13 protein-coding genes are annotated in these 13,272 nt (G+C 62.1%); 1 reads left to right on the top strand and 12 read right to left on the bottom strand.

The genetic code is table 11. From position 1 onward, the window contains the following. Positions 1–2: 2 nt before the first annotated feature. The 8 genes from hisS to Q0O99_RS06400 form a co-directional block, all read right to left on the bottom strand. Positions 3–1,340, bottom strand: coding sequence for a histidine--tRNA ligase (hisS, locus tag Q0O99_RS06435; RefSeq protein ID WP_293749682.1), 1,338 nt, complete (start codon positions 1,338–1,340; stop codon positions 3–5). Beyond that, a complete protein-coding gene (gene ispG, locus Q0O99_RS06430) occupies positions 1,337–2,626 on the bottom strand; it encodes a flavodoxin-dependent (E)-4-hydroxy-3-methylbut-2-enyl-diphosphate synthase (RefSeq protein WP_293749680.1) in 1,290 nt (429 codons plus the stop codon). Before ispG ends, hisS begins: the two co-directional genes overlap by 4 nt. 2 nt (positions 2,627–2,628) lie before the next feature. Beyond that, positions 2,629–3,606, bottom strand: coding sequence for a helix-turn-helix domain-containing protein (locus Q0O99_RS06425; protein WP_293749678.1), 978 nt, complete (start codon positions 3,604–3,606; stop codon positions 2,629–2,631). Continuing rightward, positions 3,584–4,750 (bottom strand): 23S rRNA (adenine(2503)-C(2))-methyltransferase RlmN, encoded by a 1,167-nt coding sequence (rlmN, locus tag Q0O99_RS06420; protein WP_293749677.1) that lies wholly within the window; start codon positions 4,748–4,750, stop codon positions 3,584–3,586. Before rlmN ends, Q0O99_RS06425 begins: the two co-directional genes overlap by 23 nt. 42 nt (positions 4,751–4,792) lie before the next feature. Further along, positions 4,793–5,218: a nucleoside-diphosphate kinase gene (ndk, locus tag Q0O99_RS06415; RefSeq protein ID WP_293749676.1), complete on the bottom strand. Its 426-nt coding sequence runs from the start codon at positions 5,216–5,218 to the stop codon at positions 4,793–4,795. A 162-nt stretch (positions 5,219–5,380) separates the two neighbouring features. Further along, on the bottom strand, positions 5,381–6,586 hold the full coding sequence (locus Q0O99_RS06410; protein ID WP_293749675.1) for a pseudouridine synthase: 1,206 nt from the start codon (positions 6,584–6,586) through the stop codon (positions 5,381–5,383). After that, complete coding sequence (gene scpB / locus Q0O99_RS06405; RefSeq protein WP_293749673.1) at positions 6,583–7,377, bottom strand: SMC-Scp complex subunit ScpB; 795 nt, start codon at positions 7,375–7,377, stop codon at positions 6,583–6,585. The genes Q0O99_RS06410 and scpB overlap by 4 nt, the downstream gene beginning before the upstream one ends. Before the next feature lie 128 nt (positions 7,378–7,505). Then, a complete protein-coding gene (locus Q0O99_RS06400) occupies positions 7,506–8,510 on the bottom strand; it encodes an RluA family pseudouridine synthase (RefSeq protein ID WP_293749752.1) in 1,005 nt (334 codons plus the stop codon). A 50-nt stretch (positions 8,511–8,560) separates the two neighbouring features. Between Q0O99_RS06400 and Q0O99_RS06395 the strand changes: the two genes are divergently transcribed. After that, positions 8,561–9,370 (top strand): outer membrane protein assembly factor BamD, encoded by an 810-nt coding sequence (locus Q0O99_RS06395; RefSeq protein WP_293749672.1) that lies wholly within the window; start codon positions 8,561–8,563, stop codon positions 9,368–9,370. Here the strand turns inward: Q0O99_RS06395 and Q0O99_RS06390 are convergent. The 4 genes from Q0O99_RS06390 to zapE form a co-directional block, all read right to left on the bottom strand. After that, positions 9,339–11,384 (bottom strand): ATP-dependent DNA helicase, encoded by a 2,046-nt coding sequence (locus tag Q0O99_RS06390; RefSeq protein ID WP_293749750.1) that lies wholly within the window; start codon positions 11,382–11,384, stop codon positions 9,339–9,341. The genes Q0O99_RS06395 and Q0O99_RS06390 overlap by 32 nt on opposite strands. Positions 11,385–11,479: 95 nt before the next feature. Then, positions 11,480–11,722 (bottom strand): DUF465 domain-containing protein, encoded by a 243-nt coding sequence (locus Q0O99_RS06385; protein WP_293749670.1) that lies wholly within the window; start codon positions 11,720–11,722, stop codon positions 11,480–11,482. After that, on the bottom strand, positions 11,719–12,159 hold the full coding sequence (locus Q0O99_RS06380; protein WP_293749668.1) for a hypothetical protein: 441 nt from the start codon (positions 12,157–12,159) through the stop codon (positions 11,719–11,721). The genes Q0O99_RS06385 and Q0O99_RS06380 overlap by 4 nt, the downstream gene beginning before the upstream one ends. Beyond that, on the bottom strand, positions 12,156–13,253 hold the full coding sequence (gene zapE / locus Q0O99_RS06375) for a cell division protein ZapE (RefSeq protein WP_293749666.1): 1,098 nt from the start codon (positions 13,251–13,253) through the stop codon (positions 12,156–12,158). The genes Q0O99_RS06380 and zapE overlap by 4 nt, the downstream gene beginning before the upstream one ends. Positions 13,254–13,272 lie beyond the last annotated feature (19 nt).

The raw sequence follows: 13,272 nt of genomic DNA, 5'->3' as shown, positions 1-13,272 counted from the left end.
CTTCAAAGCGCGGATTGTAGGCTGTGGGCCCATGCGGTCACGGTGTTCAGCGGCTGGGTGCGCTGGGCCCCTGCGCCGTCACGCAGGGATTTGACCGCGACCAGGCCTTGCGCCAACTCTTCGGCACCGAAGACCAGGGCGAAGCGCGCACCCGAGGCATCGGCTTTTTTGAACTGGGTCTTCATGCTGCCCATGCCGTCACCCGAGCCTGCATGCATTTGGGCCGAGACGCCACAAGCGCGCAAGCGCTGCAGCACCTGCATGGCGACCGGCAAGGCGGCATTTTCAGGAATGATGGCGTACACATCGGGGGCCCAATCGGGCAAAGCTCCGCCCTGCTCCTTGATGAGCTCGAGCACGCGTTCGACACCCAATGCCCACCCCACGGCAGGCGACGGCTTGCCGCCGACTTGCTCGATCAGGTAGTCGTAACGGCCGCCGCCGCAGATCGTGCCTTGCGAGCCCAGGCGGGTGGTGATGAACTCGAAGACCGTGAGGTTGTAGTAGTCCATGCCGCGCACCAGGCGCGGGTTGATGCTGTAGGCCACGCCGTTGGCATCCAAAATGGCTTTGACCGCGTTGAAGTGGGCCAAGGAAGCTTCGCTCAAAAAGTCGAGCAAGCGCGGTGCGGCTTCGACCACGCTTTGCATGGCCGGGTTTTTGGTGTCCAGAATGCGCAACGGGTTGCTGTGCAGGCGTCGTTTGGCTTCTTCGTCGAGCACATCGCTGTGCTGCTCCAGATGCGCAATCAGGGCTGTGCGGTGGGCCTGTCGCTCGGCGGGCTGGCCCAGGCTGTTGAGTTCCAGGCGAACGTCTTTCAGGCCCAACACCGACCAGAGGTCGTTGGCCAGCAAGATGAGTTCGGCATCCACCTCTGGTCCGCCAAAACCCAAGACTTCGGCACCGACTTGGTGAAACTGACGATAGCGGCCGCGCTGTGGGCGCTCGTGGCGGAACATCGGGCCCATGTAATACAGGCGTTTGCCACCTTCGTACAGCAGGTTGTGCTCGACCACGGCGCGCACCAAGCCCGCCGTGCCTTCGGGGCGCAGCGTGAGTTGCTCGCCGTTCAGTCGGTCTTCAAAGGAGTACATCTCCTTTTCAACAATGTCGGTCACCTCACCCAGGCCGCGCACAAACAAGGCCGTCGGCTCAACGATGGGCAAGCGCACGTTGCGGTAGGCGTAACGCGCCATCAAAGCGCGCACCTGTTGCTCCAGCCACTCCCAACGCGCCGACTCGGTTGGCAGGATGTCGTTCATGCCCTTGACGCCGACCAGTTTTTGGGCTTTGGCCACCTTTGTAACTTGAGGCGTGTGTTCTTTTAGCGGTTCGCTCATTTTGCTTCTGCAGATTCGGAACCAAAGCGGTTCTCAATGTAGTTTTCGACCAGCACCTGAAACTCCTGCGCAATGCCTTCGCCACGCAAAGTCAGGCGCTTTTCGCCGTCGATGAAGACCGGGGCCGCAGGCGCTTCGCCCGTGCCGGGCAGGCTGATGCCAATGTCGGCATGCTTGCTCTCGCCGGGGCCGTTCACGATGCAGCCCATCACGGCGACCTTGAGGTTTTCCACGCCGGGGTAGCGCACGCGCCAGACGGGCATTTGGGCACGCAAAAAGTCATCAATCTGTTTCGCCAGTTCCTGGAAGGTGCTGCTGGTGGTGCGGCCACAACCCGGGCAAGCCGTGACACTGGGCACAAAAATGCGCAAGCCCAAGGACTGCAAAATTTCAGACGCGATCACCACCTCTTGCGTACGGGCTTCCCCAGGCTGGGGCGTGAGCGAGACGCGGATGGTGTCGCCGATGCCTTCTTGCAGCAACACCGACAAAGCCGTCGCCGAAGCCACCGTGCCCTTGGTGCCCATGCCCGCTTCGGTCAGGCCCAAGTGCAAGGCGTAATCGGTGCGGCGGCCCAATTCGCGGTACACAGCGATCAAATCTTGCACCCCTGAGACCTTGCAGGACAAAGCGATTTGAGCACCATTCAAGCCCATGGCTTCAGCGCGCTCGGCAGACGAAATGGCCGAAGAAATCAGCGCTTCGTACATGACTTGGCGCGCTTCCCAGGGCTGGGCGCGCTGGCTGTTGATGTCCATCAGATCGGCCAGCAACTCCTGGTCGAGGCTCCCCCAGTTCACGCCAATGCGGATGGCTTTGTTCCAGCGCATGGCCGCTTCGATCATCTGGCCGAACTGCACATCGCGTTTGTCGCCCTTGCCCACGTTGCCGGGGTTGATGCGGTATTTCGACAGGGCCTCGGCGCACGCCGGGTAATCGGTCAACAACCGATGGCCGTTGTAATGGAAATCACCGATCAAGGGCACGTCGATGCCCATTTTGTCGAGCTGGTCGCGGATGTGCGGCACCGCCTCAGCGGCTTCGACGGTGTTGACGGTGATGCGCACCATTTCGGAGCCGGCAATCGCCAGTTCCTTGACCTGAATGGCGGTGCCAATGACGTCCACTGTGTCGGTGTTGGTCATGGACTGCACGCGCACCGGGGCGCCGCCGCCCACGGTCACGATGCGTGAACCCCAGACCACTTGGGACTGGCGGCTGCGCCGCATTGCAGGGCGCGCAATGGCGATCGGCTCAGGGCTCAGTGGCAAGTTGGCAGATGACATGTTCACTCCTTCACTTCAAAACGAGCCACCGTCACCTGGGTGTGGGGCTTGAGGTCAAAAGCTTTGCCGCGCAGCGTTGCGGTGACCACCTGGGCACGGCCAACCACCACACTCACAGGCAGAGGGCTCTGAATGCGGGTGCTTTCGCCGGCTTTGACCACGCCACTCCAGACCACCGCTTTTTGCGCGTTGCGCACTTCCAGCCAACTGTCGCCCGAAGCGGAAAACACCCATTCGGGGGATGCATCAGAACGGCCTGCGGAAGATGATGCCATGGCCGTCGATGGATTGGCAGGGATCATTTGCGCACTCTTGGATGCCATGGGCTGTGTCACCACAGCGGTGGTTGCCGCAGTTGAAACAGTCGAGACCGCAGACGCTGGCGACGGTGTGGTTTTTGCATCAGCAGCTTGAAAAGTGGGCGATGTCGCGCCCAACACAGGCAGCGAGACCGGCTCGCCTGAGTCTTGCGAAACCACCTCGTCGGCCATCAAGGATTTGACGTCATCTAACCAAGCCCATTGGGACGGTCCGGGAAGCCAGAGCAAAGCGCCTGTCAAAAACAGCATGAAAGCAGCACTCCAGACCACTTTTGCGGAAGCCAAGCGGCCCCAGGCGAGACCAGAGGTAGGCCCAGAAACCTCATGTGAAAAAGGCTGGATGGCGCTTCGAAGGGGCGCCAGGTGAGTGGACATTTGCGGCAACAAGGCCAAAATCGGTGCAGGATCGGTTTGCAGGTGACGGCAAACGCTGGAAGCCAGGCCCCGGTAGAAGACGGGGCCTTTGCCAGGGTCAAGCTGATCCGCCTCCAAAGCCTCAAGTTGGCGCACCGGGACTTTCAAGGTGACCGACAAAACGGCCAAGTGGATGCCTGCCTCCAAACGCGCTTTTCGCAGCAACTGCCCGGCCGTTACGGCCAACACAGGGAGCTCAGAACTGCCGGACTCGGGGTCGGACTCAGTGTTTAGGCTTGGTGTCATGTCGGGGCTCCGAAAAAGTCACAGCGGACAGGGGCACCCTGGTGATGGTGCGTTGCTCGGCCATGCGCGATTGCACTTGGGTGCGGTCTTTCACATCACCGGCCAACTGGCCGCAGGCCGCATCGATGTCATCGCCACGGGTTTTGCGCACCGTGGTGACCAAACCGGCGTCTTGCAACTGCTTGGCAAAGGCCTGGACGCGGGCCTGAGGTGAGCGCAGCAAGCCGGAGGCTGGAAAGGGGTTGAAAGGAATCAGGTTGAACTTGCAGCGCAGGCCCTGGCGGGCGTGCTTTTGAACCAGGTCGATCAAGGCGCTGGCGTGCTCGGGCTGGTCGTTGACACCATCGAGCATGCAGTATTCAAAGGTGATGAAGTCGCGCGGCGCATGGGCCAGATAAGCGATGCACGCCTGCATGAGCTCATCGAGGGGGTATTTGCGGTTGAGCGGCACCAGGTTGTCGCGCAGCGCATCAAAAGGTGCGTGCAGCGACACGGCCAGCGCGACGGGGCAATCGCCCGACAAGCGCTCGATCATGGGCACCACGCCCGATGTGGACACGGTGACGCGTCGGCGCGAAAGGCCATAACCATGGTCATCGAGCATGGCGCGCAAGGCTGGAACCAAGGCCGAATAGTTTTGCAGCGGCTCGCCCATGCCCATCATCACCACGTTGGAGATGACGCGCTCGTCGGTTTTGAGGTGTTGGCGCAAAAAATGCTCGGCAAACCACAGCTGGGCGAGGATCTCGCCGGTGGTGAGGTTGCGGCTGAAACCTTGGTGGCCAGTGGAACAAAATCGGCAGCCCACGGCGCAACCGGCCTGTGAGGAGATGCACAAGGTGCCCCGATCGTCTTCGGGGATGAACACCGATTCGATGGCGTTGCCGTCGCCGACATCAAACAACCATTTGATGGTGCCGTCGGCTGACATGTGTTGACTGATGAGCGGCAGCGGCGCAACGTGTGCGTGAGACAGGAGTTTTTGGCGCAAGGACTTGGCCAAATCACTCATGTGCTCAAAATCTGCGGCGCCGCGCTGGTGGATCCAGCGGAACAATTGGGTGGCCCGAAAGCGCTTTTCGCCCAGACCCTCGCAAAAAACGGCCAAACCCTCCAGGTCGAATTCGAGAAGGTTGGTCGTCATGGGGTCAGGGCGCAAGGGGGGCGCGTGCGGTCCGCGACGCGATCAGCGTGCGTACACGGTCATGCCGGAAAAGAAGAAGGCAACTTCAGCGGCTGCCGTATCTGGCGCATCGGAGCCATGCACGGCGTTGGCATCGATGCTGTCGGCGAAGTCAGCACGAATGGTGCCGGCGGCGGCTTTTTTCGGATCGGTCGCGCCCATCAGGTCACGGTTTTTGGCAATGGCGTTCTCGCCTTCCAGGGCCTGGATCATCACGGGGCCGGAGATCATGAAATCCACCAGGTCCTTGAAGAAAGGACGCTCTTTGTGCACGCCGTAGAACTGCTCGGCTTCGCCGCGCGAAAGGTGGGCCATTCTGGCAGCGACCACTTTGAGGCCAGCGGCTTCAAAACGGGCATAGATTTGGCCGATGACGTTCTTGGCAACAGCGTCGGGCTTGATGATGGAGAGTGTGCGTTCGATGGCCATGGTTTTTTCCTGTAAAGAGGTGATTTTTAACTGTTTTTGTCATGCGACAAAGCCTGCCATTCTAACCTGAGTGGGGTGACAAAGTGACCCTGCTTACCGATGGACCGATAGGGAAAGCGGGATTGGGCCACCGTGGGCTGGCAAGACGGCCAAAGCCTGTGTTCAACGACTGCGCCCTGCACCGCCCCGGCCACCTCGGCCCGGGGTGGTCGGCGCTTTTTTCAGGCGGTTGAAGCTTTCGGCGCCAATGTACTTGGCCTCGCTTTTGGGGGCATCCGGCTGGGCATGTAAGCCAGACCCTCCGGGGGCCTGGTTCGGCTTGGCGGTCGGTTTGGCGCGGGGCACGGCCGTGCCCGCGCGGCCTTGTCCACCGGTGCGGGGGCGGCGGTCATTGCGGTTGGTGCGTGTCGGTTGTTCGGTGACGGGGCGGGTACGTTCGCTCGTGCCCGCCGCCCGCATCAAGGCGCGAATATCAGCCTCGTCCAGCTCAAGCCAAGCGCCACGGCGCAAACCGTGCGGCAGCACCATCGCGCCATAACGGATGCGGATCAGGCGACTGACCGCATGACCGACGGATTCCATCATGCGGCGCACTTCGCGGTTGCGACCTTCAGAGATGGTCACGCGGTACCAGCAATTGGAGCCCTCGCCACCACCGTCTTCGATCGAGCCGAACTGAGCCGGACCGTCGTCGAGCATCACGCCGTCCAACAGCTTTTGCTTTTCGTCCTTACTCAGGGCGCCCAGAACACGCACGGCGTATTCGCGCTCCAGACCAAAACGCGGGTGCATCAGCTGGTTGGCCAGCTCACCCGAACTGGTGAACAGCAGCAAGCCTTCTGTGTTCAGATCCAAGCGGCCCACCGACTGCCATTTGCCGTTTTGCAGGCGCGGCAGTTTGCGAAACACCGAGGGGCGGTTTTGGGGGTCGTCGTGGCTGACGATCTCACCAGCGGGCTTGTGGTAAGCGATCACGCGGGCGGGCGGCGGGTCAATGCGGATGCGGATCGGCTTGCCGTCGACCTTGATCTGGTCGCCGTATTGCACGCGCTGGCCCACATGGGCAAGTTCGCTGTTCACGGCGATGCGGCCTTCGGTGATGAGTTTTTCCATCTCCAGGCGCGACCCCATGCCAGCTTGGGCCAGCACCTTGTGAAGTTTGGGCGAGTCGGTTTGGGGCGCGAGCACGCGCTTGCCCAGGTCTTGCGCCACCGCTTCGGCGGCGTCCTCGTCATCGAACTGGCCAGACACCACATCGGCCAGATCAATCGCCTTGTAAGGGGTGGGGGCCGTTGTGGCTGCAGCCGTTTTGCGGGCGGCGTAAACGCCAGAGCGCTGGCCCTGCGCTTTGGAGGAAGAATCGTTCATGTGGGGGTGTTTTCTTGGCCTTGGCCGGGGTTGGCGGGGTCCACGTCGGGCAGATGGGCGTCCGGGTGGTGATCGCCGAGCGGGTCGCTCAATGCAGGGCTGGAAGGATCGCTGGAAAGTTGGGTTTGTGGGGCGTTGGAGGCTTCGACAGAAAGCGCGGCAGAGCGGGGTTGACCCGCCAGCGTCGATTCGGCTGACTCGGCCAGGGCCTCTTCGAGCGAAAGGCTGGCTTGTGCAGGGGACTCTTCCAGCATGCCGGCCAAGGCCGACATGGGCGAGTCACCCTGGGAGAGCAAGGGCAATTGGTCCAAGGCGGCCAGACCCAGATCGTCCAGAAACTGGCGGGTGGTGGCAAACAAGCTGGGACGGCCCACGGTTTCGCGGTGGCCAATGACCTCGACCCAGCCACGGTCCTCCAGCTGCTTGATGATTTGCGAGCCGATGGTCACGCCCCGAATGTCTTCCATGTCACCCCGTGTGACCGGTTGGCGGTAGGCGATGATGGCCAGGGTTTCCAGCACAGCACGGGTGTATTTGGGGGGCTTTTCGGGGTGCAGGCGGTCCAGATAAACGCGCAGCTCCGGGCGGCTTTGAAAACGCCAGCCACTGGCCACGCAGGCCAGCTCCAGGCCTTTGCCAGCCCATTCAAGTTCGAGGTCTTGCAGCATCAGCCTCAGGGTGTCGGCCCCGAGCGCATCGTCAAACAGCACACGCAAGTCGCGCAGCGACAAAGGCTGGCCCGCTGTGAGCAGGGCCGTTTCCAGGACACGCTTGGCTTGCGCCGTATTCATGGTGTCGGTCTTTCGGAAAAAAACGCCTCACGGCGAAGTGGCAAAACGCCTCACGGCGTGTGGAAAGGGCAGTGCAGCACTGCCAAAGACCCTCCAAAAGGATCAGGCCCGACGGCCTCAGCGGCGCGTCAAGGGGACTGATTGTAACTGAGGCCTGAATTTTGCATGGCCTGCACCATGTCCTCGGGCAAAGCCGATGTCAGGTCAATGCTCTGGCCGGTGATCGGGTGCTGAAAGGCCAGTCGCCAGGCATGCAAGGCCTGGCGCGTGATGCCCCCCAGGGGGGCGCCGCCGTACACCGCATCGCCCAACAAGGGGTGCCCGAGGTGCGCCATGTGCACCCGGATCTGATGCGTGCGCCCCGTGTGCAAGGTGCATCGCACCAAGCAGCAGCGCTCGCCTTGGGCCAGCAGATCGAAGGTCGTGGCCGCTGTTTTGCCCGATTGGTGGGCCAGGTCCACCACGGCCATGCGCAAACGGTTGGCTGGGTCTCGGCCGATGGCGGCTTCTAGGGTGCGCGGTGAGGGGCCAGTCCAGTTCTTGTGGCCCAAGGCCAGGTATTGGCGGTGCACTTGCCGCGCAGCAATCTGGGCCACCAACGCGTCCATGGCTTGGCGCGTGCGGGCCACCACCATCAGTCCGCTGGTGTCCTTGTCCAGCCTGTGCACGATGCCTGCGCGGGGCACTTCGCTGGCTTGCGGGTCCAAGGCCAGCAAGCCATTGAGCAGCGTGCCGCGCCAGTTACCCGGAGCCGGGTGCACCACCAAACCCGCCGGTTTGTGGACCACGCGCAGATGCGCGTCTTCGTACACCACGTCGATGGGCATGGCCTCAGGCACAAAGGCTTGTGACTGCGGCGTGGCCCGCAAGGTGATTTGCAGCTGGTGGCCCAGCCGCACCTTGGCCGAGACCTTGGTGGTCACGCGGCCATCGATCAGCGCCTCGCCTTGCTCGATCAGTTGTTGCAAATAACTGCGCGAGAATTCGGGCACCAACTGTGCCAACACCCGGTCCAGCCGCTGGCCATGCAGGGTCACAGGGACGGCTGCCGTGCGCACCTCTTCTTGTGCATCTTCTTGCGACGCTTCCAGGGCGGGCTCGGCATCTTCGGCGAGCTCGCCGGGGTCATGCATTTCGGGGTCGGTCGATATAATCAAAGGGTTCAACAATCAAGGTGTCACAGATGCAAAGCTTCAGATTATCGATGGTTCCAGCTGGCCTGGTTTTGGCCATGGGACTCCTTCTGAGTGGCTGCGCCAACACCCCCAAGGACCTGACGGCAGGCTGGACCCCTGAGAAAATCTACAGCGAAGCCCGCGACGAGGCGAATGCCGGTGCGTGGGACAAGGCCATTGGCTACTACGAAAAACTCGAAGGCCGCGCCGCGGGCACGGCCCTGGCCCAACAAGCCCAGATCGACAAGGCTTTCGCCCAGTACAAAACCGGCGACAAGATCCAGGCGATTGCCACGCTGGACCGCTTCATTCGCCTGCACCCCACCAGCCCGGCAATTGACTACGCCATCTACCTCAAAGGTTTGGTCAATTTCAACGACAACCTGGGTTTGTTCTCTTTCATCACGCGTCAAGACCTCTCCGAGCGCGACCAAAAGGCTGCGAAAGATTCCTTCGAGGCCTTTCGCGATTTGAGCACACGCTTTCCGGACTCCAAATACAGCGCTGATGCACGCCAGCGCATGACCTACATCATCAACTCACTGGCCGCTTACGAGGTGCATGTGGCCCGTTTCTATGCCAGCCGGGGGGCGCATGTGGCGGCCATCAACCGGGCGCAGCAGGCCATTGCCGACTACCAGGGTGTGCCTGCCTTGGAGGAAGCCCTGGCCATTTTGATCAGTTCCTACAAGGCCATGGGCATGTCGGCACTGAGCAACGATGCCAAGCGTGTGTTGCAAACCAACTTCCCAAAGTCGGCCTTTTTGCCCACCGATGGCGCAGAGGTCAAACGCTCGGGTGGCTGGCGTCTGTGGTGAGCTGACGCAGCGTATCCAAAAAACCCGCGTGGTCTTCCAGGCGGCGCATCGCGGGCAAACCCCGCACCAGGCGGCGGCCATAGGACATGGTGCTCAGGCGGTTGTCGCACACCACCAAAATGCCGCGATCGGTTTCGCTGCGAATCAAGCGCCCTGCCCCTTGTTTGAGTGACACCGCCGCTTCGGGCAAAGCGTGGTCGGCAAAAGCGCTCTTGCCCTGCTGCGTGATGCGCTGGCTTCGCGCCTCAAACAGCGGGTCACCTGGGGGCGGAAAAGGAAGCTTGTCGATGACCACCAGTTGCAGCGCATCACCGGGCACGTCGAAGCCCTCCCAAAAAGAGGCCGAGGCCACCAGCACGCAACCCCTGCGGCCCTGCGCATCACCGCGCCCTCCTCCTTCACGAAAACGCTCCATCAAGCGTCGTTTGGGGCTTTGGCCCTGCACCAGCACCTCCAAGCCGCCTTCGCACTGCGCTTGCAATTGCTCGCCAATGCTGCGCATCGCGTTCAAGGTGGTGGTCAACACCAGGGTTCTACCGCCCAAAATCGCCAGCGCCTCCAGCACCAAAGCGGCCACTTGGTGGGCGTGGCCCGGGTCACCCGGGCGAGGCAGGTGCGGCGGAACGTACAGGGCCGCCTGCTGTGCATAGTCAAAAGGGCTGTTGACCTGCATGACTTCGGCCGAGCTCAGCCCGCAAGGCTCGGTGAACCAGCGCAAACTCGGCTCGTCACCCAAAGTGGCTGAGGTGAAAATCCAGGCCCGCTGACCCACACCCGGCCCAGGTCCTGCCGGCGCAGGCACTGCCGAAGCAGGGTGGCTTGCAGCGTGTCGCGGATCCCCCGCCATCAAGGCCGCCAGAGAGTCGGCGTCCGCTGGCGATTCGGCCTCAGCCTCGGGTTGCGGTGTCACTGACGCAGAACGGGTCAGGGCAGAAAAGGCCTGCGCGATATCCAAGGGCGACTCGATCAGGCGCAGTTGCGCACTCACCTCGGCCCAGCGCACGCCATCGGGATTGGGTGTTTCGGTGAACAAGGCGGCGCGCTGCATCAGCTCACGGGTGCGCTCGCTCAGTCGCTGAAAATCGGGGGCCAGCTCGCTCACCAAGTCCAAGCCGTTTTGCAAATCCACCAAGGCGCTCGACACGGCTTGCAGTGCACCCGACCACTCGTCTGGGGCCACCCCCTCGGGGTGCTGACCCGTCCAACGCAAACGCACCGATCCGCGGTGCTGGCCAGCGGCCAGACGCCAATCGCGGGCGGCTTTTTCCAGGCCTGCGCTCAGGGCTTGCCAATCGACCAGGCCACGCGCCAACTGCAAACCGGTGGCCAGCACGTCGCCCACCAGCTCGTGCAACTGCACCGTGGACAGTTGTTGGCCCAGAAAATTCACCCCGATCTCGTTGAGCTGGTGGGCCTCGTCAAACACGGTCACGCGCACGGTGGGCAACAGCTCGGCCACCCCCGACTCGCGCACCGCCATGTCCGCAAAGAAAAGATGGTGGTTGATGACCACCACGTCCGCGGCCATGGCCTCTTTGCGCGCCAGGTTGACGTGACAAGCGCGAAAGCGTGGGCATGTGGAGCCTAGGCAGTTGTCGCGTGTGGAGGTGACCAGCGGCCACAACGAGGAGCGCTCGTCCAAACCCGTCAGCTCGGCCATGTCGCCGCTGCGGGTGGATTGCGCCCAGGTCTCGATCTTGGCCAAGGCCTTTTGCGCCCCGGCTTGCGCCGATTCGGGGCTGTGCCGGGCTTGTTCCATGCGGTGCAGGCACAGGTAATTGCCACGCCCTTTGAGCAAAGCCACCCGAATGGGCAAACCCAGCACCTCCACCAAACGCGGGATGTCGCGAGAAAACAATTGGTCTTGCAGCGCCTTGGTGGCCGTGGACACCAGTGCCCGCTGGCCACTCAACAAGACCGGCACCAGATAGGCATAGGTCTTGCCCGTGCCCGTGCCCGCCTCCACCACCAGCTGGCCACCGTCTTGCACCGTGCGGCTGACCGCCATGGCCATGTCGGTCTGGCCCTGCCGAGGCTGAAAACCCGGCACGGTTTGCGCCAACACCCCGTGGCAGGACAGGGTTTCGGCGACCCGCTGATCGAGCAAACTCAAGCGGGTTCCTTGGGGGACAACTGCGATTGCAGCTGAACGATCTGGTCACGCAGGGCCAAGCGGCGTTTTTTCATGCGGCGCAAGCGCAGTTCGTCGAGTTGAACGGCCACAGGCACGGCTTGGTCAATCAGCGCATCCAGGTCGGCATGCTCGATTTGCCATTCAATCAGCTGGCGTTGGGGCGAACGCAAATCAACTGGCGGTATCTTGGTGACATCGATGTGGCTGTCTTCGCTCATGGCGCCCCCAGAGTCACAGATGGCTTGCCTTGCAAACGCCGTTCGCGTTGCGCGTTGCGCCACGCGCGCTCTTGCGCGTTCAAGGCCAACTCCTGCTGGCGCAAGGGCGCCAAGGCTTGTCTTCGGACGAGCCGCGCTTCGCTCAAGCAGACATTGACGGCAAATTTTTGCCAACACGCTGCTTGCTGCATCTGCTCGGCTTGCACGATGGCGCTGCGTTGTGCCTCCAGTGCCTGTCGTTGGCGTGCGATGACCTCGGGCACCTCGTCCAGGTTGGGCTCCCAAGCCAAGGGTTCCTGGGCGTTCAGCATGGTTCTGACCGGATCCGCCATTTGGGCCGTCAAGGGGGCTGTCTGGTCTGTTTGCGCCTGAACGCCCCAGCCCGTCAACAGGCTCAGCGCCAAAACGCAACATCCGCTCAAAAATGCGCGTTTCATGTGAGCTGCGTGTCCACCGTGCGGTGTGCCAAGGCCAGAAACTCGCTGGACTGCATCTCATGCAAGCGCGAGACGGTGCGAGGAAACTCGTGCGACATCGGACCCGAGGTGTACAGGCCCTCGGGCGGCACGGCGGCCGACAGGATCAGCTTGACCCGGCGGTCGTACAACACATCAATCAACCAGGTGAAGCGCCGCGCTTCAGACGCCATGCTCACCGGCATGTGCGGCACATTGCTGAGCAAGACTGTGTGGTACTGCGTGGCGATTTCCAGGTAGTCATTTTGCGAACGCGGACCGCCGCAAATGGCGCGAAAGTCGAACCAGACCACATCCCCAGCGCGGCGTCTGGCGGAGATGTCGCGGGCTTCGATGTGCAGCACCGGGTCTTCGTCGGGACCCGTGGCCAGACGGTTGAAGGCATCGTTCATCTCGGCATCGGCCTGCTCACCCAGTGGCGAGTGGTACAGCTTGACCCGCTCCAAGGTGCGGCGGCGGTAATCGGTGCCGTTGTCCACACTGAGCACCTGCATGCGCTGGTTCAACAAAGCGATGGCGGGCAAAATCCGATCACGGTGCAGGCCCCCGGGGTACAAGCCGTCGGGTTCAAAATTGGAGGTGGTGACAAAGCCCACGCCATTGTCAAACAAGGCCACCAGCAGCCGATGCAAGATCATCGCATCGGTGATGTCGGCCACATGAAATTCGTCAAAGCAAATCAGCTGGTAACGCTTGGCCATGCGCTTGCCCAGCTCGTCCAGCGGGTTCACGGTGCCCTGAATGGCGGTCAGCTCGCGGTGCACTTCGCGCATGAACTCGTGAAAATGCAGCCGGGTCTTGCGCTGGATGGGCAGTGCCGCAAAAAAGCAGTCCATCAAAAAGCTTTTACCGCGCCCCACGCCCCCAAACATGTACACCCCCTTGGGGATCTCAGGGCGGCTGAAGAACTTGCCCAGCAGACCTGTTCGCTTGGATTGGTAAGCGGCCCACTCGCTGGCGCACCGCTCCAGCGCTTCGATGGCCCGCAGTTGGGCCGGATCGCTTTGGTAGCCCCTTTTTTGGAGCTCTTCTTCGTAGACTTCACGAACGGACATGGGGGGCTTGTTGTTCAAT

Source organism: Limnohabitans sp. Rim8 (assembly GCF_945901735.1).
GTDB lineage: Bacteria > Pseudomonadota > Gammaproteobacteria > Burkholderiales > Burkholderiaceae_C > Limnohabitans_A.
The sequence above is the reverse complement of the archived record's forward strand: the minus strand, read 5'-3'. Positions and strand labels throughout refer to the sequence as shown.

Bases quoted from the DNA above. Each gene is read 5' to 3' on its own strand.
- Q0O99_RS06400 (WP_293749752.1), bottom strand. From the start codon at position 8,510: ATGCATGACCCCGGCGAGCTCGCCGAAGATGCCGAGCCCGCCCTGGAA.
- scpB (WP_293749673.1), bottom strand. From the start codon at position 7,377: ATGAATACGGCGCAAGCCAAGCGTGTCCTGGAAACGGCCCTGCTCACA.
- Q0O99_RS06390 (WP_293749750.1), bottom strand. From the start codon at position 11,384: ATGGCCATGGCGGTCAGCCGCACGGTGCAAGACGGTGGCCAGCTGGTG.
- Q0O99_RS06425 (WP_293749678.1), bottom strand. From the start codon at position 3,606: ATGACACCAAGCCTAAACACTGAGTCCGACCCCGAGTCCGGCAGTTCT.
- ispG (WP_293749680.1), bottom strand. From the start codon at position 2,626: ATGTCATCTGCCAACTTGCCACTGAGCCCTGAGCCGATCGCCATTGCG.
- Q0O99_RS06380 (WP_293749668.1), bottom strand. From the start codon at position 12,159: ATGAAACGCGCATTTTTGAGCGGATGTTGCGTTTTGGCGCTGAGCCTG.
- rlmN (WP_293749677.1), bottom strand. From the start codon at position 4,750: ATGACGACCAACCTTCTCGAATTCGACCTGGAGGGTTTGGCCGTTTTT.
- ndk (WP_293749676.1), bottom strand. From the start codon at position 5,218: ATGGCCATCGAACGCACACTCTCCATCATCAAGCCCGACGCTGTTGCC.
- Q0O99_RS06410 (WP_293749675.1), bottom strand. From the start codon at position 6,586: ATGAACGATTCTTCCTCCAAAGCGCAGGGCCAGCGCTCTGGCGTTTAC.
- zapE (WP_293749666.1), bottom strand. From the start codon at position 13,253: ATGTCCGTTCGTGAAGTCTACGAAGAAGAGCTCCAAAAAAGGGGCTAC.
- hisS (WP_293749682.1), bottom strand. From the start codon at position 1,340: ATGAGCGAACCGCTAAAAGAACACACGCCTCAAGTTACAAAGGTGGCC.
- Q0O99_RS06385 (WP_293749670.1), bottom strand. From the start codon at position 11,722: ATGAGCGAAGACAGCCACATCGATGTCACCAAGATACCGCCAGTTGAT.
- Q0O99_RS06395 (WP_293749672.1), top strand. From the start codon at position 8,561: ATGCAAAGCTTCAGATTATCGATGGTTCCAGCTGGCCTGGTTTTGGCC.